Source organism: Neobacillus sp. C211 (assembly GCF_051842875.1).
GTDB lineage: Bacteria > Bacillota > Bacilli > Bacillales > Cytobacillaceae > Neobacillus.
Map to the genome: position 1 here is coordinate 137,358 of NZ_JBPXRO010000007.1, position 22,757 is coordinate 160,114.

The following is a 22,757-nucleotide window of genomic DNA, read 5'->3' on the forward strand; positions in this document are numbered from 1 at the left end:
TATCAGTAATTGGCTAATGTAATAGATTTGTTTATTGCATTAGCCAACTCATAAAGTAGGTGGAAAAATGCGATGGTTTAGTAATAATAAAAACAAAATAATCCTGCTATTACCAACAATTCTAGTCTATTTAATGTACATTATGATGCCAATAGTAATTGCAACCTATTACAGTTTTACAAGTTTTACAGGTATTGGTGTACCCCAGTTTGTGGGACTGTCTAACTATCAGCGATTATTCAATGATCCAATATTTATAATCGCGCTTAAGAATACCTTTATCGTCCTATTGGTTACCATAGTTATTCTAATCCCCGGTGCATTTTTGCTATCACTATTACTAAATAAGAAAATGAAGGGTGTAGGTGCATTACGAGCTATAAACTATTCTCCTTCTATCATAGCGCCAATCATGGTTGGGTTAATTTGGGTATTTATTTTAGATCCTCAAATTGGCTTGGTGAATACCTTTTTAGGGAAAATTGGTCTGGAGTCCCTTACTTTTGAGTGGATTGGCGGCGATACCTTAACTCCATTTTCAGTTGCCATTGTCCAAAGCTGGCAAAGTTTAGGGTATATTGCCACGATATTTTTAGCGGGATTAACTTTAATTCCAGCAGAGCTCTATGAAGCTGCTGAAATGGACGGGGCAAGTAAATTCAAGCAATTGGTAAACATTACTATCCCTTTGCTTAATGAAACGTTTAAATTAAACACTATATTAGTTATTACCCTTTGTTTTAAAATCTTTGAAACCGTACTCCAATTAACCAATGGTGGACCAAATCACTTGTCCGATGTATTGGTAACGTTTATGTACAGTACCACCTTTACTTCAGGGGAGTATGGTTATGGGATGTCGATAGCAGTAATATCATTACTCGCGACGATTCTATTTGCAGGTGTTTTCCTTGGAATCTTTACAGTAGGTAAAAGACTAAGTAATAAGGAAGGGGTGTGAGAAGGATGAAGTCAGAAGATACCTATATTGCTCCAATGAAGCCAACGGTGTCACAAGACACTTCGATTGAATCATTGACTCGTAAAGAATCTAGATTGAATAAGCTTTCCAGCATCCTTACTTATGCAGTCACATTACTAGTAATGGTTCCTTTTATTTGGATGATTGTCTTATCCTTTCAAGATAACCAGACGATCCTTACAAATCCATTTTCGTTACCTGATAGTCTAAACTTCGATAACTATAAGCGCGCTTTCGAAACATTGGATATGGGCTTACTTTATAAGAATACCTTTATTATTGCCATTGTATCGGTATTCCTAGAAATGATCATTACCTTTATGAGCTCTTATGCCATTAGTAGATTAATATATAAACGTGAAAAATTAAAAAATGGCTTGTACTATTTTCTTATTATTGGGCTTGCCATCCCGCCGTTTATCTTATTGTTTCCAATCTACCGAATTACGATTTCGCTAGGGATTGAAAATACGTATCTATCACTTATTTTACCGTATATTGCTACTTCGATTTCATTTAATACGTTATTGTTTACCGGCTTTCTAAAAGATTTCCCGGCTGAAATTGAAGAAGCAGCAGTAATTGATGGCTGTAACTTATTTACATTGTGTACAAAAGTGGTTTTCCCGGTCATCAGGCCAGTGGTCATGACGATCTTTATCTTTAATATTCTTTATATCTGGAATGAATTCCCTTTTGCAGTCACACTTATTAGTGATCCTGACCATATGACCATTCCGCTTGCGATATCGGAATTTAAAGGAAGATACAACATTGATTACGGTGGAATTGTATCAGCAAGCTTACTATTTATTATTCCACAATTAGTATTTTATGGAGTTTTCCAAAAACACATTATTAAGGGTATGACTGCTGGAGCAGTTAAAGGATAAAAAAACAATGATATGGAGGCAACTTTATTATGAAAACTTCTAACGGACTTATGCAAAATTTAACTAGACATACAGATGTGAGATCATCAAGGGTTTCAAGTTCTGACCAATCAGGAAGAAACCAAGATTATTGGCTGATTCCACCAAACGAGTCAGTAGTATTAGGAGAAATCGAAGGACCTGGCTGCTTAACACACTTTTGGATGACATCTTTCTGCAGAAAAATTATGGGGCCAAGTATCGTGGATCCAGTTTTAGGCAGTAATGTAGCACCAGTAAATGAAATCCACAATGCGCTAGGTGTTACGTGGGAAGAACAAGATCCATTTTATTACAGAAAAGCATTGATTAAAATTACTTGGGATGATCAAGATACACCAAGCGTTTTGGCGCCATTTGGAGATTTTTTCTGTGTGGGACATTCGTTACCAGGTAATTTTCAATCCGTACCATTCAATGTTTCTGTTAAACCAGAGGAAGCAAATAAGTTTGGTGCGCCCGCTGCCTTAAACTGCTATTTCCCAATGCCATTTAACAAAAAGGCAAAAATTGAAATCGTGAACGAAAACTCATTACCATTTGGTCTGTATTTCTATATCGATTATGAGCTATATAAAGAAGAGTTGCCTAAAGATACTGTCTACTTCCATGCGAACTGGCATCGTGAAAATCCTTGTGAAGGCTGGGGAAATGACCTTCAAGTAAATAGCCCTGCTATCCAGAGTGTATCAAATCTAACAGGTGAAGATAACTATGTGATTTTAGAAACAGAAGGTAAGGGGCATTATGTGGGTTGTAACTTATCAGTAAATCACTTCCAGGGAAGTTGGTGGGGTGAAGGTGATGATATGATCTTCATCGACGGTGAAAAAGAACCTAGTATTGATGGAACAGGTACTGAGGATTACTTTGGACACGCATGGGGAATGCAAAAGAATGCATTCTTGTATAACGGATCGATTATTCATGAGAGTGACAAACCCGGTTACCAGGTTTCCTATAGATTCCACATCGCAGATCCCATTCATTTCTCTGAAAGCATTAAGGTTACAATAGAGCATGGACATGCAAATCACTTGTCAGATGACTGGTCGTCAACTGCTTATTGGTATCAGACGTTACCATCGCCAAAGCTTGATATCCTTCCAGTGGAAGATAGATTACCGCATGTTGCCCAAATGCCAGTTGTGAAACAAAAGGCTAAGAAAGAACTAAATGAAGAGCAGCAAAAGGCATTTGAATCAGCAAAAGAAAGAGAAGCATTCTATGTGAAAGAGAAGAAGAAACAAATGGAAATTAAATACAACAAAACAAGAGAATCTTCTATTGGAAATAAAGAGCATGCTCAACGTGTAAAAGAAAGCCTTAAGGGTAAATGGAATTAAGATTAATAAAATTCGGGATAAATGTTTCTATCAATCTATATATCAGCTTATATTAAATGGAAATAGGTGATATTTATGAATCGTATAAATACGAAACACTTAGAGGCTCTTGAAAGAGCAAACCAAGAAACTGACGCCAAGAAAGCTAGTATTGCAAAAAGTCGATATAGATTACACTATCACTTTATGGCACCGACTGGCTGGATTAATGACCCGAACGGATTAGTGCAATATAAAGGTGAATATCATCTATTCTATCAATTCTATCCCTACGCTTCTAGCTGGGGGCCAATGCACTGGGGACATGCAAAAAGTAAGGACCTATTACATTGGGAGCACTTACCGGTTGCTTTGGCGCCATCAGAGTCCTACGACTCTGGTGACGTCACTGGGTATGGCTGTTTCTCTGGAAGTGCAGTCGTAGACGGAGATGAGTTGGTGCTAATTTATACGGGGCATGTAGATGGCAACCTGCCACAACAGGTTCAAAATATTGCCACAAGTAACGATGGAATATCTTTTGAAAAATATAGACAAAACCCTGTTGTAGATAACTTCCCAGTCGATGGTACACATGATTTCCGCGATCCAAAAGTTTGGCAGCATGATGGCAAATGGTACATGGTTGTAGGAACGAAGAAAGAGGGAAAAGGGAAAGCAGTACTCTATGTATCGGATGATTTAAAGGATTGGACATATAAAGGAGTAGCTGCAGAAAGTGATGGCTCTCAAGGAGATATGTGGGAGTGTCCAGATCTTTTTCCAATCAACCAGACGCATGCCTTAATTGTTTCGCCAATGTATGGGACTCAAAACGAAAAGCCTTTTTACGTGATTGGTAATATGGACTATGACCAAGGCATTTTTACTCAAAGTACGAGCAGGACGTTAGATTATGGGTTTGACTTCTATGCCCCTCAGACTTTGGTTGATGAAAATGGGCGTCGTATCATGATTGGTTGGATGGAAAAATGGTTAACAAAAATGCCTTCTCAAGAGTTCGGCTGGGCTGGGGCGATGACGATTCCAAGAGAGCTTGTATTGGAAGGAAATATTCTAAAGCAAAAGCCAGTTTCAGAGCTTACAGAATTAAGATTCGACTACCAGAAACTAGATGCGCTTGAAGTTACAGAAAAAGTGACAGTATATGAACAACAAGAATCCGTTTCAGAGATCAGTCTCGATATTAACCTCAACGAGACAGAGGCTTCCTTATTTGGGATTCAATTAAGATGTTCAGCGGATGGAAAAGAAAAAACAGAAATTCTCCTCGATCTGGAAAATAAAGAGATAGTCATGGACCGGGAGCACTCGGGCTGCGGTGAAAAAGGAATTAGCAAAGCACCACTGGTGATGAAGCAAGATGGCACCTTGAATCTCCGGATTTTTATGGATACTACATCTATTGAGCTATTTGTTAACGATGGGGAGCAGGTCATTACTAATCGAATCTTCCCGGAGGAGACTAGCAAGCAGTTTAACCTTTTTACAAAGGGCGGCAAGGTTTCTGTAAATAGTATTGAATCATGGAAGTTAGATTCTGTGTGGAATTAAATACTTCTTTTTGAAATTAAGATAGGGCTCTAATCGAATATATATGATTAGAGCTTTGTTTTTAAACAAAAACAGATATTGAAGGATCTAATAGCACAACATTTCGGCAATACCGACCCTTGAGGAAACAGTGAAGACCTGTTAAATGCTATTATTTAAACGATTATCTAAAATAAGGAAGTGATGAATGGGTAAGAATATTAAAAGTGAAAGGGGAATGAGTATGGAGTTAACAATTAATTGGAAAGAGAAAATGGCGTTTACTGGGGTTACTCCTTCCGGACATGAATTTACGATGGATGCAGCCCCAGAAGTCGGAGGAGAGAATTCAGGACCAAGACCCACGGAACTGCTGCTACAGGCAGTGGCAGGTTGTACAGGGATAGATATTATTTCTATCCTGAATAAAATGCGCCTCGAGCCATCCGCTTTTCATATGGATGTTAAAGGCGAACGTGCCGAAGATCATCCTAAGCGCTTTACAACGATTAACATTCATTATGCGATAGAAGGAGAATTGCCTGAAGATAAAGTGATTCGGGCGATTCAATTATCGAAAGACAAATACTGTTCCGTCTCCCATTCCTTGAACTCAGAAATATCCGTCAGCTACTCTATTAATGGGGTAAAAGGTGAAAAGACAATATAACATTGAAAGAAGTAACAACCAACTGGTGTTACTTCTTATTTATATGCTTTATAAAAAAGTTTATTGAGGTTTGGAGTAATGTAGAAAGGTTCTACGTGCCCGAAGCCAAGGAATATCAAAGATTACGGCCACGTAACACAAATGGCTCTTCGAAGACTAAATCGTTCTCTTATAACCATCCATAACCTACATCAATTATTCTCCGTCATCAACATATATCGTAATATCGCGGCGAGGCCCGCACCATGCTTGAACTCCCCATTTATAATTAAAGTCATTACTTCTTCCATAGTTTGCTTATGTAACTCAATTTGTTCACTGCTTTCCAATCGTTGCTCTGTAGCGATGAGGCCTGTTGCTGCAAATAAATAGATTTCCTCGCTTGTTGAACCAGGAGAAGGATAAAAGCTTCCTAAATCCAGCCAATATTCTGCTTTATTGCCTGTTTCCTCCTCAAGCTCTCTTTTGGCGGTTTCTAGTGGAGCATCACTTTCTTTGTCAATCATCCCGGCAGGAAGCTCCCATTGCCAACTCTTTATCGCATGTCGATATTGTTTTAAACAAATAATCTCTTTATCCGCAGTGATCGGCAGGATACATACGCCCTTTGCAAAATCTAAATAGGAAAAGTTCTTTTCCTCTCCATTCGGGACAATGACCTTTTCTATAATCACCCCGAAGCGATCTACCTGTTCTTTAATGGAACTACTAATCTTCCAAACCATACCCATTCACCTCTACATTTCATTATCTTTAAACTATTTTACATGGATTGTGGCTGATTGACTAATTATACCCGACGTGGATATTTATCCCATAATTTGCAAACGATAATCGAAGACGTACAATTTTAAAGGAGAAGAACTTACTATTGAATCAAATACCTCCGTTTCGAAGACAAAGGTCGTATTTATCCCAATTTTCGACAGGACAGCTGCATTTAAAAAACCCATGGATTTCAGCCTTTTTTTCCTTTTCCTATCCAGGATTTGGGCATATCATGCAGCATCGTTACGCGGCCGGGTATATTCTCATTCTCTGGGAGACATTTATTAATGATCGGGCAAAAGTGAACCTCGGAATTTTATATACCTTATTGGGTGAATTTGAAAAAGCAAAAGACGTATTGGATAATCGGTGGTTGATTCTCTATCTGGCTATTTATATGTTTGGAATTTGGGATAGTTATCGGACAACCGTTGATTTAAACAAGCAGTATATATTAGCTGACCGAGAGGACGCTCAGGTCTTGATCATGCAAATGGGAACATTTGATGTCAATTACTTGGATAAACGAAAACCGTCAATAGCTCTCATCTGGTCAGCCTTATTTCCTGGTTTAGGTCATCTGTATCTCCATCATGTTATTACAGGATTCTTTATATTTGTTTATGCGGTAGCCATATGTTATTTGGGGCATATTCCCAAAGCGATTAACTACTCAATGGTGGGAGAGTTTACAAAAGCTATAAATGAACTAAATATGCAATGGACCATTTATTTCCCGTCTATTTATTTTTTCATCATTTACGATTCTTATGTTTTAACGATTGAAAACAACAAACTGTTTGAAAAAGAAATGTCCAAATATTTGCGGCAAAAATATCAAAGTAAAGATTTCCTTTACCCTTTGTAGAAGGTGAGTGTTTGTCCATTGTTTGTCATTGTCACTTTCGAGAATAGCATTTTTATTGAGTTAGCTATCACAGCCTTGGAACAAAACGGAATTTCAAATGATAAGCTATTAGCGGCCCCTCTCGATAAAAGATCTGAACCGCGAAAATTATTTGATACGATTCATCGGGCGGACGGGTTGAGTCTTTTTGATGCAGCCGCCATGTTAGGAACCTGTTTCATGCTACTTGGGGCCATTTACGGCTATGTACTAAAATGGGGTCCGATTATATGGGGAATTATTGGAGCGGTGAGCGGTTTACTACTAGGATTTTTGATAAAATTGTTACTTGTGAAAAAAAGTAAAGGTGGAGCAAAAAACATTAGTTCAGAAATAGTCCTCATGATTCGTTGTGAAGAACATCAATGGGAGTCTGTAGAAAAAATCATCTGGGAAAATAATGCACTCGGTATGACAAGAATAAAGGGGGTCTGACCCTCGCGCTGTTATAAGTTTCATGCGTTAAAGTATGTAAAAAGACGAGAGGAAAAATCTCGTCTTTTTAATATAAGGAGATATAAGTTTTTGAAAAACTGTCTAGCTCCAGCGCCCAGCGGCTAGTGGACTTCGCTCTTTTCCCTACGATAAGTCAACATCGAATCGCTGTCGCTCTTCGTGTTTCCTTTATCTCAGTCAAAGCGCTCCAGTCCATACGCCGCTAAACGGGCGCTTCCGCTTTTCTAAGTGTCAGGCACCAAGTGTTTCGTTCACTTGCGCCCCGAGCTTTTGGATTTGCTCGATTATCGTTGTGATTTCTTGAATGGGTTGAAGTAGTTTGCTGTCTTCAAGGATTGATGGGTTAAGTTTGCCGTCTTTGAGATCCTTTAGGTAGAGGTCAATTTGTTGAGTTAAGAGGTTATTTTGTTCAATAATTTCCTGATGAAACCCCTTTACTGTTTCCGGGACATCAAGAGTATTAAAGGATTGTATCTCATTTTTCATCTGTTGGAGTTGTGCCGTGAGTTCATCTGCTGCTACTTGGATGTCTATCGACTGTTTGATAAGTGGAGGAGTTTCAGCGGCAAATTTGTCTAGGGTTGCTGCGTAGCTTGTGGCTTCCTTTACATAATCAAGCGTGTCAGCCGCCGTGTTTAAATAAGAACACCCACTCAGGAGCAGCAATAGACTGGCAGAAAAAACAGTCAACCACCTTTTCATCTAAAAACCTCCGTTTCACCATAAGTATTATAGAAGAAACAGTTTTTTACGCTCTTCTTATTTATGTATTCAGATACAAAAATAATATTCATTCTAGTGCTTGTAGAACAGGATGCTGTTTCTGAAATTCATCATCCTATTGACTTTATGTATCTTTGTGTCCAAAAAATGAACTTTTTTCCTTGGCAGAATGCAGTATTCGGCATATTCCGAGTGTCACTATAAAATTAAATGTCATAAACATTATCAAGATAGTAAAAAGTGTCGATATTTGATGATGAAAACTATTTTATTGTATTCGCTTTCAATTGGTACACTTAGTACAAGTTCTAAAATAAGGAGTTTCTGATGATGACTAACGACGATCTATTTACCAAAATCGAACATCTTAGAAAAACAATGATTTCAGTGGGGCTATCCAAAGGTTTTACTTCAGTTGAGACGGTAAAACTAAGTGAAAAGCTTGATAAATTAATCAACTTACAAATGGGTTTACTAGAGAAAATATCTGCTTAATTACTTATTATATTTATCCAATATATTCATAATGATTAAGTTTGAAAGAAAAGGCACTAGATACCATGCAGAATATCATGGTAACTCTCTCATAGAGAAAAAGCGTAAAAGTCCTTTGAGGAGGCCTTCTACGCTTTATTTTTTGGCTCAAAAGGTATCTACCTAGTGTCAGTTCCACTTCATTGAAATCAGTCTCTTATTCAACTACTAATATGGATACCCTCTATATGGATAGCTGGTTGGATATGTTACAGGTGCCGGATAGGGTGCTGGGTATGGGGCAGGTACTGGGTATGGATACCCTCCGCCAGATGACAATGCCCCGCCCGTGAGGCCGCCTAACATTCCCCCTACAAATGGAGCGCCATAACCACCATAGCCAGGGTAGCCTCCGTGATACCCACCGTGGTACCCTCCATGATAGCCTCCGTGATAGCCCCCATGGTATCCATCATGATGCCCAAAGTCGTGATAGCCCCCATGGTGTCCATCATGATGCCCAAAGTCGTGATAGCCCCCATGGTGTCCATCGTGATGCCCAAAGTCGTGCCCCCCATGATGTCCCCCCTGGTGACCGCCAAAATGTCCTCCCATCATTACAAATACATCTCCTTTTTTTGTCAATAACAAATCGTCCTTTTGGTACCCTTGAAAATGGTTACCTTTTGTACTGTATGCATGATAAACGTCCAATGAATGGGCGGATGAACACATTTATGAAATCCGCGATTTGATTTGATATGCATCCTCCTCCAGGTTTCTTGCTATAATGGCAGGTATAGAGAGTAAAAATAAGGAAGTGGCTCTTAAACTTATGAAAATTAAAGTCATAATTGCGGATGATAACTCATTTATTCGAGAAGGTCTGAAAATCATTCTATCTACCTACCGGGAATTTGAAGTGCTGGACACCGTCAGTGATGGAAAAGAGGCGGTCGATTACTGTCAAAAGCATGAAGTCGACATCGCCCTGCTCGATGTTCGCATGCCTAATATGAACGGGGTGGAAGCCACGAAGCTGATTACTGAAACAACGAACACCAAGCCAATCATATTAACGACATTTGATGATGATGAATACATCCTCGATGCCATCAAAAATGGGGCCAAGGGCTATCTATTAAAAAACAATGCCCCCGAACAAATCCGTGATGCGATGAAGAGTGTTTTCCATGGAAACAGCATTCTTCAGGATGTTATTCTTGAAAAAATAAAGTCCAATTTGTCGGCGTCTAATAAAGAACCTGAAACAAAAATCGATCTCACAGGGTTTACCGAACGTGAACGAGAGATCATGTCCTTGATTGCGAAGGGGTATTCCAATAAAGCAATCTCCAAGGAATTATTTATCTCTGAGGGGACGGTAGCCAATTACATCACGTCTATTTTAGGCAAGACCGAACTTGAGCACCGAACTCAAATTGCGATTTACTATCTGACGGGAAAAGTAGACTAAGATGGAGTTTTGGATCATTTTTACGAAGCTGATTTTATTAGTGTATATTGCTTACCTTTCAGTACAAACGAATATCAGCCATATCTCCTGGGTTGTCCTCGCCTTTCTCGTGTATTTTTGTGCCAATATTACGCTTTATATTTTTAAAAATAACACCATCAAAAGGATTCTGCATATGGTATCCATCGCTATTACGACAGGAGCCTATCTCATCGTGGATCCCTTGTTTAGCCTGCTCCTGCCTATATCGATTGTGGAATTGGCCGCTGGTTATTTTGATAAAAAAATAACGTTAATGGTTCTTTCCTTGCTTCCTATCTTGTATATGAATGAATCGTTGCAGCCCCTGTACGGTTTAGCGGCGTGTCTTTCTTTTATGATTTTTTCGGTCACGACCATCTATGGCGATAGACTGGTAAAAAATGAAACGCAAATCGATTCGATGCGAAAAAAACTCCAGAAGTTAACGAAAAATATCAATGAAAATACCGAATACATACGGCAGTCCGAATACACCTTTAAATTAGAGGAACGCAACCGAATTTCACAGGAGATTCATGATAAAATTGGCCACTCGATGACCGGTGCGCTTTTTCAAATGGAAGCGTCCAAACGATTAATGGAGACCGATCCACAAAAAGCAACCGAGCTCCTCCAAAATGCGATCAACATTTCGAAAGAGGGGATCGAAAACATCCGACTGACCCTAAAAAATATGAAGCCCCCCACGGAACAGGTGGGGATTCACCGCTTGAAGCTGCTAATCGATGATTTTAACACCAAACAACAGATAAAAACCGTCCTCACCCATGAAGGCAATTTAGATATTATCGCGCCGATTCAATGGAAAATCATCCATGAAAATGTCACAGAGTCGCTGACGAATACGATGAAGTATTCACATGCAACACAAGTTTCCGTAGATCTAAAGGTTTTAAACAAAATAATCAGAGTTGAAGTGAAGGATAATGGTTCGGGAACAGCAACGATTAAAAAAGGCCTAGGTATCATCGGAATGGAGGAGCGGACGGCATCTGTCCATGGAAAAATGATTGTCGACAGCAGTGATGGTTTTTCCGTCACTACGCTCCTGCCACTGGGTTTATGAGAATCTCACACTCACAATATGAATATTCTCATGTGAAAAGAATGAACGATTGCACTTATGCGCGTTCATTCTTTTTCTATATACTGGAAATAGACAAACGATTTAGGGGTGAGAGGATGAACGTTTTAGAAATTAACAACTTAACGAAAAAATTCGCTGACTTTATCGCAGTTGATAATATGAGTTTATCTGTTGCAGAGGGAGAAATATTTGGTTTTCTGGGTGCCAATGGAGCCGGGAAAAGTACGACGATTAACATGATTGCCGGCCTGCTGCGCAGCAATGATGGAACGATTGGTATTCTCGGAAAAAATAGTGCTAAATACAGCCGATTTGCGAAAATGAATATTGGCATGGTGCCTCAGGATTTGGCGATCTATGAGGATATGACGGCTTATGAAAATGTAAAATTCTTTGCTGGACTTTACGGTCTGCGTGGGGCCGAATTAAATGAACGAGTCGAGGAGGCCCTTGATTTCGTCGGTCTTCAGGATAAACATAAAAGCTATCCGAAAAGTTTTTCCGGCGGCATGAAGCGCCGCTTAAATATTGCTTGTGCGATTGCCCATCGTCCAAAGTTGATCATCATGGATGAACCCACGGTAGGGATTGATCCGCAGTCCCGTAACTATATCCTTACATCAGTAAAAAGGCTGAATGAAATGGGCTGCACGATTATTTACACGAGCCACTATATGGAGGAAGTCGAAGAAATCTGTTCCCGGATTGCAATCATTGATCATGGAAAAATCATTGCCGAAGGAACGCAGGAGCAGCTGAAGTCGATCATTACCAATACAAAGGATGTCTGGATTGAGGTTAAATCCACTGAAAAGGTGAACCTGGAATCGATTAAAGATATAAACGGGGTCGAAGCTGTTTCAGTCGATGAAAACTTAATTAAAATTAACTCAGATACGGGCGTCAATAACTTAAATAAGATCATTGAGCATTTTATGAGCAGCCAGATCGAAATCCGCTCCCTACAAGAAAAAGCACCGAACCTGGAAACGGTATTTTTAACATTAACGGGTAGAAATCTCCGTGACCAATAAGGGGGGACTCACTTTGAACATACTCAATATCGCGTGGAAGGGTATTAAAACAGACTTCCGGGACACCCGAACCTTGTTTTTTATGTTAGCTTTCCCAATTGTGTTAATGCTTGTCCTTGGAACGGCACTGTCGAACACGTTTACGGCCAGTCTGCGCGTCGATGATATCGATGTCTTATATAAAGATACAACGCAGGGTGAGTACTTTCCTCACTTCATCACTGAGGCCGAAAAATCAGGGCTTCATTTTAAAAAAGCAACTGAACATAGCGATGGAGAAAAAGAAGTGAAGCAAGGTAACTATGATGGTTATATAGAAGTAACCGATAAAGGGATTCAGCTCTATGTCAATAATGGGACCAGTATTGAAGGAAATATTCTGCAAGGGATGCTCGCCTCCTTTGTCGATCAATACAATATTGCTTCTGAAGTCATGAAGGTGGCTCCGGACAAGCTAGAAAGTGCCTTCATGCGTGAAAAGCCGGCAGATTTCATTAAGGAAACCTCGCTGCTTCCCGATAAACAGCCGGGATCGATGGATTATTATGCAATTGTCATCACAACGATGATTGTTCTTTACGGCGCGATGTCGTCAAGCTCGTTAATCATAAGCGAAAGAGTTCGCAAGACAGCGGACCGCCTAATTGCTTCTCCCGTACGAAAAAGTGAAATTTTCATCGGGAAAGTGCTCGGGAGTCTTGTTAGTAATAGCATCTGTATCCTGCTCGTCATCCTGTTTAGCAAGCTCATTTTCAAAGCCAATTGGGGCGAACATCTTGGATTGGTATTCCTTGTTCTGCTGACAGAAGTCGTTTTTGCGGTCAGCATGGGGATTGGCGTCAGCTTCCTGTCAAAAACAAGTGCAGGTCCGAGAGTGATCATCATGCTATTTGTGCAGTTATCGTCCTTTTTTGGCGGAGCTTATTTTAAAATCGAAAACCCGGCGGGCATTTTCAAGCTGATTACCGAGCTTTCGCCGCTAACCTGGATGAATACAGCGCTGACAAAGATTATTTATGCGAATGACTTTGCGGCAGCTATTCCGGCACTAACAATCAATCTTGGCGGGGCGCTCTTATTTTTACTCGTGGCGATCATTTCTTTGCAAAGACGGGAGGGGCTATAATGAAGGATATCCTCTGGTTAATTCAGAACACGTTACGTGTGACGTTTCGAAAAAAGAAAAACATTATTATGTATCTATGTATGCCGTTAATCGGGATTTTTATCTCGCTGCTCGTCTATGGCGGCGATCAAAAAACAATCCTCCATGTTGGAATTGTTAATCAGGACACTAGCAAGATTACTACGGATACAATTCAATTTTTAAAAAGATTAGAGAATGTGGAAATCTCCAAGATTAACGCGGCCGATGTTCAAGATCAAATCTCGTCTGGCGATCTAGATAGTGTTATTACCTTTGAAAAAGGATATTCTGACAGTGTCTTGGCTGGGGAGCCTGATCATATCCAACTAACCTCGATCAAGGGTGCAGCAATTACCGCATACGTGAAATCTTATTTACATCAGTATATCGATAATATTGCGACGATCAGTTATGTTGCGGGAGGTAATCAACAGACTTTTGAGCAGATGTATCAGGATTACCAGCAAACAGATTATAAGCTGACCACAAATGCTTTAGAAGATTCTTCAAAAAACAAGTTTATGACCAACCAAACGATTGGCTTCTTGATTATGATCATGCTGATGTCGGCCGGCAATATGTCCGAGATCATCCTTTTGGAAAAAGAAAACCGCACCTATTTTCGGTTATTATCAACACCAATTAATGCCAGGAAGTATATCTTCTCCAATGTCATGGTCAACATGATTGTGATGACGATACAGGTGCTGATCACGTTAACGATTATGAAAAGTATCTTTGGTATTGGCATCAATATGTCCTTTTGGTCAGCGGCGTTCGTCATGCTGCTATTTTCATTGATTTCCGTTGGGATTTCATTAGTGATTGTTTCTTTTTCAAACAGCCGCAGTGCCGCGGGCGCCTTACAAAATTTAATTATCACCCCGACCGTGATGCTTTCCGGCTGCTTCTGGCCGGTGGAAGTGATGCCGAAATCGTTACAGAAAATTGCTAATTTCCTGCCGCAGCGCTGGACATTGGATACGTTAACGAAGCTTCAGGAAGGAAATGAATTTAGTGGGTTGTATTTAAATTTCATGATTCTATTCGCCTTTGCCGCTGCGTTTTTCTTGATTGCAGTGTATCGATTCAGCCGAAATAATTCGACACAGACTTTTGTCTAAATAAGGATATGCGATGTACCTGCCTCAAAAATCCAGAACTAACCTCGAAGACTGTATTCTTCGAGGTTTTTTTTGACATTTCCTTGCCACTCTTCTCTTATCCTCTCATTTTCCTTTATATATTGAAAAAAGACGAAAGGTAACATAGACTCACGAAAACTAGGTTTTATATTCGACGCTTTCCATGAAGATTCTACATAACATTACAAATTTATTACATTCGTCTCAGTTCCATTGTTATTATTCTCAAACAAACTTAAACTATAGTTATACGAATTGGAATAATTTTCTCTAGAAAAGGTGATTATAGTTTGAAACGGAAAACATTAATATATACGCTATCGGTTGCTCTTTTAACTACGATCGTGCAAGCAACCCCTACTTTTGCAAGTCGACCTGTTACCCAAGGACAAATCAATGAGACAAAAGGTCAAATCAACGAGACCGAAGGACAAATTGAAGAGCTAGAAACAAAGATACAACAACTAGACAACCGCATCATTATAGGAATGGAAAAAAGCAAACAATTAAACGATGATATTAAAGCACAACAAGGTCAAATGGAAGACACAAAGGCTGAAATTGAAAGAGCCAGAAAAGACTTAGAAACGAATAAAGACTACTATTCTTCCAGACTAAGAAGCATGCAGGCACAAGGGAAACAGTCCATTATCACTTACGCAGAATTTATCATTTCGTCTAAAGATTTTTCACAGTTATTAACTCGATCTACTGCCGTTATGCAAATTCTTGAAAGTAATACAGATATAATGCAGGCTCTAGCTAAAAAAGAAGAAACCTTAAATGCCGCAGAGCAAAAGCTTGAAAATGAATTAACCCAATTAAAAAAGAGTCAGGCTGAATTAGCTTCAGAACAGAAGCAGGTTGAAGCTGATAAAGTAGAACTGAACCAGGTATTGTCAAATTCAAAAAGCGCCTTAAAGCAAAAGCAAACGGAACTAGCTAAACAACAAATACAAAAAAATGCACAAGATAAAGCACGCCAAGAAGCACAAGAAAAGGCACTGCAAGAAGCACAAGAAAAGGCGCAGCAACAAGCACAAGAAAAGGCGCAGCAACAAGCACAAGAAAAGGCGCAGCAACAAGCACAAGAAGAGGCACAGCAACAAGTACAAGAAGAGGTACGGCAACAAGCACAAGAAGAGGTACAGCAACAAGCACAAGAAGAGGTACGGCAACAAGCATCAGAAGAAGTACAGCAAGAAGCACCAAAAAGGCCGAGACAACAGGCACCACAGTCTTCGGTAAAGAGCCCATCAGCTTCCAGTTCGCCGACAATTCAAGCAACTAACTCTGACGAGGCAAATACGTTAATAGCAGCAGCTAAACAATATTTGGGTGTTCCATACGTTTGGGGCGGGTCATCTCCAAGCGGGTTTGACTGCTCAGGGTTCACTCAATATGTGTACCGATATGTTGGTATTAGTCTTCCAAGGGTATCCCGTGACCAACAAGATGTAGGAACCAGAATTTCTCCGGATGATGTACAGAAAGGTGATTTGGTATTTAGGGGTAACCCTGCCTACCATGTCGGCATATATATTGGAGGCGGGAAATATATACATGCCCCGCAAACGGGTGATGTTGTGAAAATTTCTACATATAATCCGGCTAAGTTTACAACTGCAGCAAGAGTATTGCATTAAAGTATAAATGAATAGAAAAAACAGGCTTGGAGGAAAACTCCAAGCCTGTTTGGTATAGATCAACCTGTTTCAGTTATATAATTTTACGTCTAAGCGATCGAACTCGGTGAGAAATAGAAGGAATGTGACACCGACTGTGAACTATAAGAAATGGAATGGTTTTAGAATTTTTTTTGCCGATAATCACATATACTAGAAAAAGGAGATATAACTTTTTTCGAAGAAGGTGATAAACATAACCACAATTCAAGAAATTGCTAATGTCCTTGCCGGTCTTGAGCATAAATTAGCCCCTAACTGGCTAGAAAATGACATGATCAAAAAGACTTTAGCGATTAGTTATGATTATTGGTTAGAAGATACGGGGATCCCGATGACATTGAAAGACTTTGTGCAACAATATCTCGAACACGCCGAATATCTCGGTGGGATTTTCTCACCAGATTCTGAAATAAACGATCTCAGTTGTTAAGCAGCTGGCAAAATAGAAACGGATCACGACAAAGCAAAAGTAAGTGCTTAACGGTTCTATTTAAAGAAAGACGATTCGGGCTTCCGAGTCGTCTTTTTGCTTTGATTAGAATTTCTGCGGGTCATGATACTTTAGAACCCCCCAGCCTATCCCCGTAAAAACCTGGTTAGTTATCCTGAACGATGGGTTGGTCAAGTAGATCCGCATTGACTGAAGTGGTTGTACTTTGACCTGTAATAGTCGTGATATGAACCCCTGAATTCGAAGCACCTGAGCCAAGTGAACTCTTGGAGGCGCTTTTTGGAGAAATAAACAACGAATTACCAAATTGAACAATCCCGCCACTGACTGTATCAATCTTCACTGGAACTGGAAATTCTGACATAGATGAACATCCTTTGCATTTTAATAACTTACTATATGCCAACTTAAAGGGAATGGTTCGAAAGCAATGACTGCAGATAGGATTACGAACCCAGTAAAAGGTCCAGATCACGAAAAAGCAAAAGTCACAGCTTAACTTAACATCAAAAAGCAGAAGTTAACCTTAGGGTTCCACTTCTGCTTTTCTATTTTAAGTTCAAACTCATTTAATGCCATCCGATATGTGGATCTCATTGATTTCCATTTAAGTTGCTACCCTTTATTTTTTTGCCACTAAAATTTATTTTTGGATTTTGTTCCAAATCACCTTTTGTTCCATATGCTTTAAGATAAGGGGTGATGTAATGACTGAACAATTTGATCTCGAGACGCTAAAGCACATAAGGAACAAACTTGATTATATTTACTATATCGCGAAAAGCAATTACAATGATAACCCTGAATTAATGGACACGATTGAAAATTTAGCTCAAGTGTCTAACATGTTTACGAATATAAAAATTCAAGAGTTAAGCAAACAAGTCAAAACACCAAGCCCTCAAGGATACATTTTATCAAAACTATCAAACTCTTACTCAAGAATGAAAGAGTATGAAAAACAAAAAGAAACGGATTTCCCAACTTGGAAGCTGTGAAAATTGGGAAAATCGTTGATAGGCAGAAGGTTCAATTGACCTGCTGAAAGTGTGGATCGCAGGAAATACGACTAGAGGTACGGCTACCGACGATCCCGAAAGGAAGCTCAGGTAAATAAGTTCTTCTAAGGGGCGGCTTCAAGAGGCATATACATGTCTTTTGTAAGCCGCCCTTTTTCGTATGTTCAAGATTTGGTTATCATAATTTCTAAGAAGGATAGTGTAGTAATTTGTAATAATTTAGATGAATTCAGCAGATAATAGTTGGGAAAATTTTATAAATGCGACAGAATCCAACACACTGTTATAAAAGTACTAGATATAATAGCTTATATTGAGCAGTAGAGACTATTTAATAGATAAATGGATAATTGAGAACGGAGAGCATTTTAGGAGGAAGAATATGAATGTTTCAGAAAGTGAAGTTGCGGTTATCGATAATGAATGGTTTGTACTAATTTTGGAAGCAAAAGAACTTGGATTATCAGTAGAATCAATTAAGAGTTTTCTAAAAAAGAATGAGGTAAAAGGTATGAAATGAACATTTCAATGTGATTGATCACCAGCTATATGTATTCAAAAAAGGGACTAATCTTAGCCCCTTTTTTCTGTACTATTGTTCTCTTAATGGCTAATTAAAAGTCCCTTCTTTTACCGCTTGTGGCAGTGGTTTTTGCTGCTGGCTTAAAAAGAAGAAGACACCGAGCAGGACAAGCAGGCCGCCGACAATTTGCCAGCTGACGAGATGTTCATTTAATAAGAGGACCGCTAGAATGGTGGCACCGACGGGTTCACCTAGAATACTCATCGAGATCGTTGTCGCATTGACGTAGTTTAAGAGCCAGTTATTAATCACATGACTGACCGTTGGAACGGTGGCGAGTAACAAGAAGATGCCCCATTCCTTGGCAGGATATCCAGTTAAGGAAACTCCTGTTGAGAGGTTATAGATGGTAAGAATAATCGAAGCAGAGAAAAATACGCAAAAGCTATAAAGCCAATGTGATACCTTTTTGACGATCGTCTGACCAATTAATAAGTAGCCAACTACTGAGATGACACTGAAAAACGACAGCAGGTCCCCCATGATTGCATCCTTACTTAAACCGAAATCCCCCCAGCCAATCATCATCGCTCCGATAATGGCAATACCCATGGTCATCAATGCGGACAGGGTGGTTCGCTCCTTGAATAGGAGAAAGCCTCCAAGCAATGAGACTATCGGCTGCAAGGCAAGGATGATGGTCGAGCTTGCGACGGTTGTTAATTTCAAGGACCCGAACCAAAGGACAAAGTGCAAGGCTAAAAAGAAGCCTGAAAAAAATAAAAAGAACCAATCTTTTTTCATGATATTATTAAATTCACTGCGTTTTTTCCAGACGATGGGAACCATTAAGATACTAGCAAACCACATCCGGTACATACTCAAAATCGAGGCAGGTGCGTCTGACCATTTGACAAATATAGCCGAAAATGAGATGGCAATGATTGAAATGGTCAGCGGCAGCCCAATCGATCGTGATCCTACTTCTTGTTGTTTCATCATATCCCCCTATGCCTTGTAACAGGACTTTTTCATAAAATAAGAATTTCGAAACCCGAAAGTCGGGCAAATATTTTTTATTATATCACATGGTGTCAGGCACCAGCGCTGCAAAAATTCACCTTGGCGAGAGGACTAATAAAAAAACGGGAAGGCGAGGTCAAGGGACAGCTTTTGTTCAGTCACTATGATGGGTTCCTTTTTAAAAAAAGAGGTTGTGAAATTGCCTTGATCTGCCATTGACGAATGTTGTGGTGTTCTATATGATATGAAGAAGAGAATGCCCGTACTTGCGGGAGAGGTTCATAGCTGATACCCTCTATAAAAAACTATGGATACATGACGATCAGCCATGTCCATACTGGACGTGGCTTTTTTGTGGGATCCTTTTAGTTTGAAAAATAGAGCTGCTGCGGGAAACTCTACTCTAGTGAAGTGTCGGGACAGATTACAAGGGGGTTTTTGTATGTCTGGCAGAAGCCATGAAGAAGGTTTAAAGGATTTAACTTTATTAGGTAATCAAGGGACTACCTATTCATTTGAATATGCTCCAGAGGTATTGGAGGCGGTCGATAATCTTCATCCGGATCGTGATTATTTTGTAAAATTTAATTGCCCGGAGTTTACTAGTTTATGTCCGTTGACGCGCCAGCCGGATTTTGCGACGATGTATATTTCGTATGTACCGGATCAAAAGATTGTTGAGAGTAAGTCATTGAAGTTATATCTTTTCAGTTTCAGGAATCATGGAGATTTCCATGAGGATTGTGTGAATATCATCATGAATGATTTAATTAAGCTGCTTGACCCAAGATACATTGAAGTTTGGGGAAAGTTTACTCCACGCGGCGGGATTTCGATTGATCCATGGTGTAACTATGGAAAGCCGGGAACAAAGTACGAAGAGATGGCAAATTTCCGTTTGATGAACCATGATCTTTATCCGGAGAAAGTGGATAATCGTTAGAAAAATGATGCCGGGATTCCGGCCTTATTTGTATTGTGGTTGCGATCTGATGTAGAGGAGACTTATGGAGTTTTAATACATCTTGGACAGTAACATGTTCTTATCCGCTAGTAAAGAGGCATATCCGCCAGTAAAAGTAGCTTATCCGCCAGTAAATGTCACTTATTGCCAGTAAGCGGTTTTTAAGTTTGTTAAAAAGCCACGGAACCTTTCCGTGGCTTTTTGAGCTGGGTTACCATACGTAATCGTTATGGTCATCATCTTGATAGTCATAGTCTTCATCATCTGTTCGTCTGTTTTCAAGCCATTCATCGTCGATTATTCCGCTGAACATGATTTCATTTTGAACATCTTCACTATTCCATTCGTTATCGATCATATTTCCACGAAGATTCGGGTCGTTTGTCATCTTTTTTTCACCTCCTTTACTATCATTGCCAATTTTCTCGTGACTATAATATTAAAGGTGGGAGAAAAGAAAGCTTGGTGTTATTAGTGGGAATTGGTGGTTTTAATATATCTAGTCTAATGAATAAAATTTATAATTCTGGTGCCTGACACCCTGCTGAGCGATTTCAACAGAAGTTATTAAGGGAAGGAGCAGGGGAGATTTTACACATCCAAATCAATTCAAAATACTATTTGGACATGGTGAGACATATTTTTATATAAAGCTTGGAACATAAGGAGATAACTATGGCTAAAAAATATGGACCTTCCAAAGGTATGATTATTGGGATCGTTTTGATTGTTAGTAGCTTAACAATTTTTCTGGCAATGAAGTTTGCTTTCTTTTCTCCTAGCAATCAGGCTAAGGAAATGGTCGACGAGTTTTATAGGTATGAAGCTGACGGTGATTTCGCGAATTCATGGAATCTATTTCATTCTGCTATGAAGGAAAAGTTCACTAAAGGAAACTACATCCAGGATCGTGCCCATGTGTTTATGAACCATTTTGGGGTGGAAACCTTCACCCACACAATCGGCAAGCCGGAAGAAGTGAAAAAGTGGAAGATGTCTAAAACTGGACCTTTGCTTAAAGATGTATACAAGGTTCCTGTCACCCAAACCTATAAAGGGAAATATGGAAATTTTGATTTAAAGCAAGAGGTCTTTGTAGTAAAAGAAAAAGGTGAGTGGAGGATTATGTGGGATTATAATCAGTAATTTAGATCAAAGAGAGGTGATTCATGCTCTCTATTTCAATGCTCAAGGGACATGCCTTAGGTATATTCGGTGAAATAGCTGGACAATCCTCGACAATATACTTGCGCAATTGGAGAGGGAAACCTAGCCTTGATAAGGCTTAAGGTGAAACTAATCAAACGTTTAATTAGTATTCTCATAGCTGATTTTGTAGAAATTTCTTCGGTTGACAAGGTTAAAGATATGGATTATCCTAAAATTAATTAAGTATTCTGATACATTACATTTAAAGCGCTTACAAATTACCTATTTTCAAACTTCCAAAAAGATTATCTTAACTCTATTCTTAATGGTATATACCACCGTAAAACAAAAATTTACAAAAGAAGTAGAAATACTATATCCTTTATGTATGGTATTGAATATCTGCATAAATGGGAGAAATTAGAGATGAGTAGAATGATAAGAGATGAAGAGGCAACTCCATTTTACAAACAATTAAGGAATAAAATTCTTGAGGAGATTGATAGTGGGAAACTTAAGCACGGTGATAAACTTCCTTCGGAAAGGGAATTGGCAGAGCAGTTTCAAATTAGCCGTATGACCGCAAGACACACCCTGTCGATCCTGGAAAGGGAAGGTGTGGTAGAACGGCGTGTAGGAGCGGGTACCTTTATCAATCAAAGTAAAATTGAGATGGATTTTGTTACCTTTAACAGTTTTACCAAAAACATGTTGAGTAAAGGATTGATTCCGAGTACACAAATCCTGTCCATTCGTAAAATGGAAGCCCACGCTCATTTAGCGCAAAAATTAAAGCTTCCCTCGGGGGAAGTGATGACTGCTATTAAACGGCTTCGGCTTGTTAATGAGACACCGATCTCGATTGAGGAATCGTTCCTGCCAGAGAAGCTTTGCCCAAGGCTTGATGAAATTATTACGGAAAATGATTCGTTGTATGAAATTTTAGAAAGAGAGTACGGAATTGTCCTTGTCATGGCAAAAGAGTACATGCAGGTGACCGTGTCGGATGAAGGTGAGAGCAAGCTGTTAAAAATACGTTCTGAGAGTCCGTGCATCTTACAAGAATCCGTTGCTTTTGATAAAAATGAAAAGGAAATTGAATTCTCTAGTTCATTAACAAGAAGTGACATTGTCAAATTTTATTCGGAATTAAAGCTGAAATGAGGAAAATTATTTCAGCTTAAAAAATAAACCAAATGGTATATACCATTTGGTGG

General features: G+C 39.3%; 26 protein-coding genes and 1 riboswitch. Of the genes, 20 read left to right on the forward strand and 6 right to left on the reverse strand.

Features of this window, described 5'->3' with window-relative positions:
- The first annotated feature begins 67 nt into the window (after positions 1-67).
- The 5 genes from ACSU6B_RS09180 to ACSU6B_RS09200 all read left to right on the forward strand — a co-directional run bounded on the left by ACSU6B_RS09180 (position 68) and on the right by ACSU6B_RS09200 (position 5,463).
- Positions 68-961 carry a carbohydrate ABC transporter permease gene (locus tag ACSU6B_RS09180; RefSeq protein WP_214717874.1) on the forward strand — a complete coding sequence of 298 codons (894 nt, stop codon included), beginning with the start codon at positions 68-70 and terminating at the stop codon, positions 959-961.
- 5 nt (positions 962-966) lie between these two features.
- Complete coding sequence (locus ACSU6B_RS09185) at positions 967-1,875, forward strand: carbohydrate ABC transporter permease (protein WP_410884574.1); 909 nt, start codon at positions 967-969, stop codon at positions 1,873-1,875.
- Between the two features lie 29 nt (positions 1,876-1,904).
- Positions 1,905-3,260 (forward strand): glycoside hydrolase family 172 protein, encoded by a 1,356-nt coding sequence (locus ACSU6B_RS09190; RefSeq protein WP_410884576.1) that lies wholly within the window; start codon positions 1,905-1,907, stop codon positions 3,258-3,260.
- A 75-nt stretch (positions 3,261-3,335) separates the two neighbouring features.
- Positions 3,336-4,814 (forward strand): glycoside hydrolase family 32 protein, encoded by a 1,479-nt coding sequence (locus ACSU6B_RS09195; RefSeq protein ID WP_410884578.1) that lies wholly within the window; start codon positions 3,336-3,338, stop codon positions 4,812-4,814.
- Between the two features lie 223 nt (positions 4,815-5,037).
- On the forward strand, positions 5,038-5,463 hold the full coding sequence (locus ACSU6B_RS09200) for an OsmC family protein (protein WP_410884646.1): 426 nt from the start codon (positions 5,038-5,040) through the stop codon (positions 5,461-5,463).
- Between the two features lie 191 nt (positions 5,464-5,654).
- Here the strand turns inward: ACSU6B_RS09200 and ACSU6B_RS09205 are convergent, their stop codons facing one another.
- Complete coding sequence (locus tag ACSU6B_RS09205; RefSeq protein ID WP_410884580.1) at positions 5,655-6,188, reverse strand: NUDIX hydrolase; 534 nt, start codon at positions 6,186-6,188, stop codon at positions 5,655-5,657.
- 146 nt (positions 6,189-6,334) lie between these two features.
- Between ACSU6B_RS09205 and ACSU6B_RS09210 the strand changes: the two genes are divergently transcribed.
- Complete coding sequence (locus tag ACSU6B_RS09210; RefSeq protein WP_410884582.1) at positions 6,335-7,099, forward strand: hypothetical protein; 765 nt, start codon at positions 6,335-6,337, stop codon at positions 7,097-7,099.
- 18 nt (positions 7,100-7,117) lie between these two features.
- Positions 7,118-7,573 (forward strand): hypothetical protein, encoded by a 456-nt coding sequence (locus ACSU6B_RS09215; RefSeq protein ID WP_410884584.1) that lies wholly within the window; start codon positions 7,118-7,120, stop codon positions 7,571-7,573.
- A 252-nt stretch (positions 7,574-7,825) separates the two neighbouring features.
- On the opposite strand, the gene ACSU6B_RS09220 is transcribed toward ACSU6B_RS09215, so the two are convergent.
- Complete coding sequence (locus ACSU6B_RS09220; protein ID WP_410884586.1) at positions 7,826-8,296, reverse strand: DUF6376 family protein; 471 nt, start codon at positions 8,294-8,296, stop codon at positions 7,826-7,828.
- Positions 8,297-8,644: 348 nt separating this feature from the next.
- On the opposite strand from ACSU6B_RS09220, the gene ACSU6B_RS09225 reads away from it, so the two are divergent.
- Positions 8,645-8,812 (forward strand): aspartyl-phosphate phosphatase Spo0E family protein, encoded by a 168-nt coding sequence (locus ACSU6B_RS09225; RefSeq protein WP_168240888.1) that lies wholly within the window; start codon positions 8,645-8,647, stop codon positions 8,810-8,812.
- Between the two features lie 207 nt (positions 8,813-9,019).
- On the opposite strand, the gene ACSU6B_RS09230 is transcribed toward ACSU6B_RS09225, so the two are convergent.
- Positions 9,020-9,406 carry a hypothetical protein gene (locus ACSU6B_RS09230; RefSeq protein ID WP_251032807.1) on the reverse strand — a complete coding sequence of 129 codons (387 nt, stop codon included), beginning with the start codon at positions 9,404-9,406 and terminating at the stop codon, positions 9,020-9,022.
- Positions 9,407-9,626: 220 nt separating this feature from the next.
- On the opposite strand from ACSU6B_RS09230, the gene ACSU6B_RS09235 reads away from it, so the two are divergent.
- From ACSU6B_RS09235 to ACSU6B_RS09265, 7 genes are all read left to right on the forward strand, one after another.
- Entirely contained in the window at positions 9,627-10,268 is a 642-nt protein-coding gene (locus ACSU6B_RS09235; protein ID WP_410884648.1) for a response regulator, read from the forward strand.
- 1 nt (position 10,269) lies between these two features.
- Positions 10,270-11,376: a sensor histidine kinase gene (locus ACSU6B_RS09240; protein WP_410884588.1), complete on the forward strand. Its 1,107-nt coding sequence runs from the start codon at positions 10,270-10,272 to the stop codon at positions 11,374-11,376.
- Positions 11,377-11,492: 116 nt separating this feature from the next.
- Positions 11,493-12,431 (forward strand): ABC transporter ATP-binding protein, encoded by a 939-nt coding sequence (locus ACSU6B_RS09245; RefSeq protein WP_410884590.1) that lies wholly within the window; start codon positions 11,493-11,495, stop codon positions 12,429-12,431.
- 13 nt (positions 12,432-12,444) lie between these two features.
- Positions 12,445-13,557 carry an ABC transporter permease gene (locus tag ACSU6B_RS09250; RefSeq protein ID WP_410884592.1) on the forward strand — a complete coding sequence of 371 codons (1,113 nt, stop codon included), beginning with the start codon at positions 12,445-12,447 and terminating at the stop codon, positions 13,555-13,557.
- The gene (locus tag ACSU6B_RS09255; protein ID WP_410884594.1) at positions 13,557-14,702 is read left to right on the forward strand and encodes an ABC transporter permease; all 1,146 of its coding nucleotides are present in this window, start codon (positions 13,557-13,559) and stop codon (positions 14,700-14,702) included. The genes ACSU6B_RS09250 and ACSU6B_RS09255 overlap by 1 nt, the downstream gene beginning before the upstream one ends.
- 311 nt (positions 14,703-15,013) lie before the next feature.
- Positions 15,014-16,369, forward strand: coding sequence for a C40 family peptidase (locus tag ACSU6B_RS09260; RefSeq protein WP_410884596.1), 1,356 nt, complete (start codon positions 15,014-15,016; stop codon positions 16,367-16,369).
- A gap of 226 nt (positions 16,370-16,595) precedes the next feature.
- Entirely contained in the window at positions 16,596-16,841 is a 246-nt protein-coding gene (locus ACSU6B_RS09265; protein WP_214717909.1) for a hypothetical protein, read from the forward strand.
- A gap of 166 nt (positions 16,842-17,007) precedes the next feature.
- On the opposite strand, the gene ACSU6B_RS09270 is transcribed toward ACSU6B_RS09265, so the two are convergent.
- Positions 17,008-17,226 (reverse strand): spore germination protein, encoded by a 219-nt coding sequence (locus ACSU6B_RS09270; RefSeq protein WP_214998593.1) that lies wholly within the window; start codon positions 17,224-17,226, stop codon positions 17,008-17,010.
- A gap of 343 nt (positions 17,227-17,569) precedes the next feature.
- On the opposite strand from ACSU6B_RS09270, the gene ACSU6B_RS09275 reads away from it, so the two are divergent.
- On the forward strand, positions 17,570-17,860 hold the full coding sequence (locus ACSU6B_RS09275) for a hypothetical protein (RefSeq protein WP_214998594.1): 291 nt from the start codon (positions 17,570-17,572) through the stop codon (positions 17,858-17,860).
- Positions 17,861-18,263: 403 nt separating this feature from the next.
- Positions 18,264-18,401 (forward strand): DNA-binding anti-repressor SinI, encoded by a 138-nt coding sequence (gene sinI / locus ACSU6B_RS09280; protein ID WP_168240876.1) that lies wholly within the window; start codon positions 18,264-18,266, stop codon positions 18,399-18,401.
- Positions 18,402-18,491: 90 nt separating this feature from the next.
- Here the strand turns inward: sinI and ACSU6B_RS09285 are convergent, their stop codons facing one another.
- Entirely contained in the window at positions 18,492-19,403 is a 912-nt protein-coding gene (locus tag ACSU6B_RS09285; RefSeq protein ID WP_214998596.1) for a DMT family transporter, read from the reverse strand.
- Positions 19,404-19,695: 292 nt separating this feature from the next.
- Positions 19,696-19,742, forward strand: a riboswitch (PreQ1 riboswitch).
- Positions 19,743-19,869: 127 nt separating this feature from the next.
- Here ACSU6B_RS09285 and queF point away from each other — a divergent pair.
- A complete protein-coding gene (queF, locus tag ACSU6B_RS09290) occupies positions 19,870-20,370 on the forward strand; it encodes a preQ(1) synthase (protein WP_088089713.1) in 501 nt (166 codons plus the stop codon).
- A gap of 232 nt (positions 20,371-20,602) precedes the next feature.
- On the opposite strand, the gene ACSU6B_RS09295 is transcribed toward queF, so the two are convergent.
- Positions 20,603-20,779, reverse strand: a complete 177-nt coding sequence (locus ACSU6B_RS09295; RefSeq protein WP_410884599.1) for a hypothetical protein — start codon at positions 20,777-20,779, stop codon at positions 20,603-20,605.
- Positions 20,780-21,066: 287 nt separating this feature from the next.
- Between ACSU6B_RS09295 and ACSU6B_RS09300 the strand changes: the two genes are divergently transcribed.
- Both ACSU6B_RS09300 and ACSU6B_RS09305 read left to right on the forward strand, forming a co-directional pair.
- Positions 21,067-21,537 carry a hypothetical protein gene (locus ACSU6B_RS09300; protein WP_410884601.1) on the forward strand — a complete coding sequence of 157 codons (471 nt, stop codon included), beginning with the start codon at positions 21,067-21,069 and terminating at the stop codon, positions 21,535-21,537.
- Positions 21,538-21,966: 429 nt separating this feature from the next.
- Positions 21,967-22,704 carry a GntR family transcriptional regulator gene (locus ACSU6B_RS09305; RefSeq protein WP_410884603.1) on the forward strand — a complete coding sequence of 246 codons (738 nt, stop codon included), beginning with the start codon at positions 21,967-21,969 and terminating at the stop codon, positions 22,702-22,704.
- The last annotated feature ends 53 nt before the right edge of the window (positions 22,705-22,757 follow it).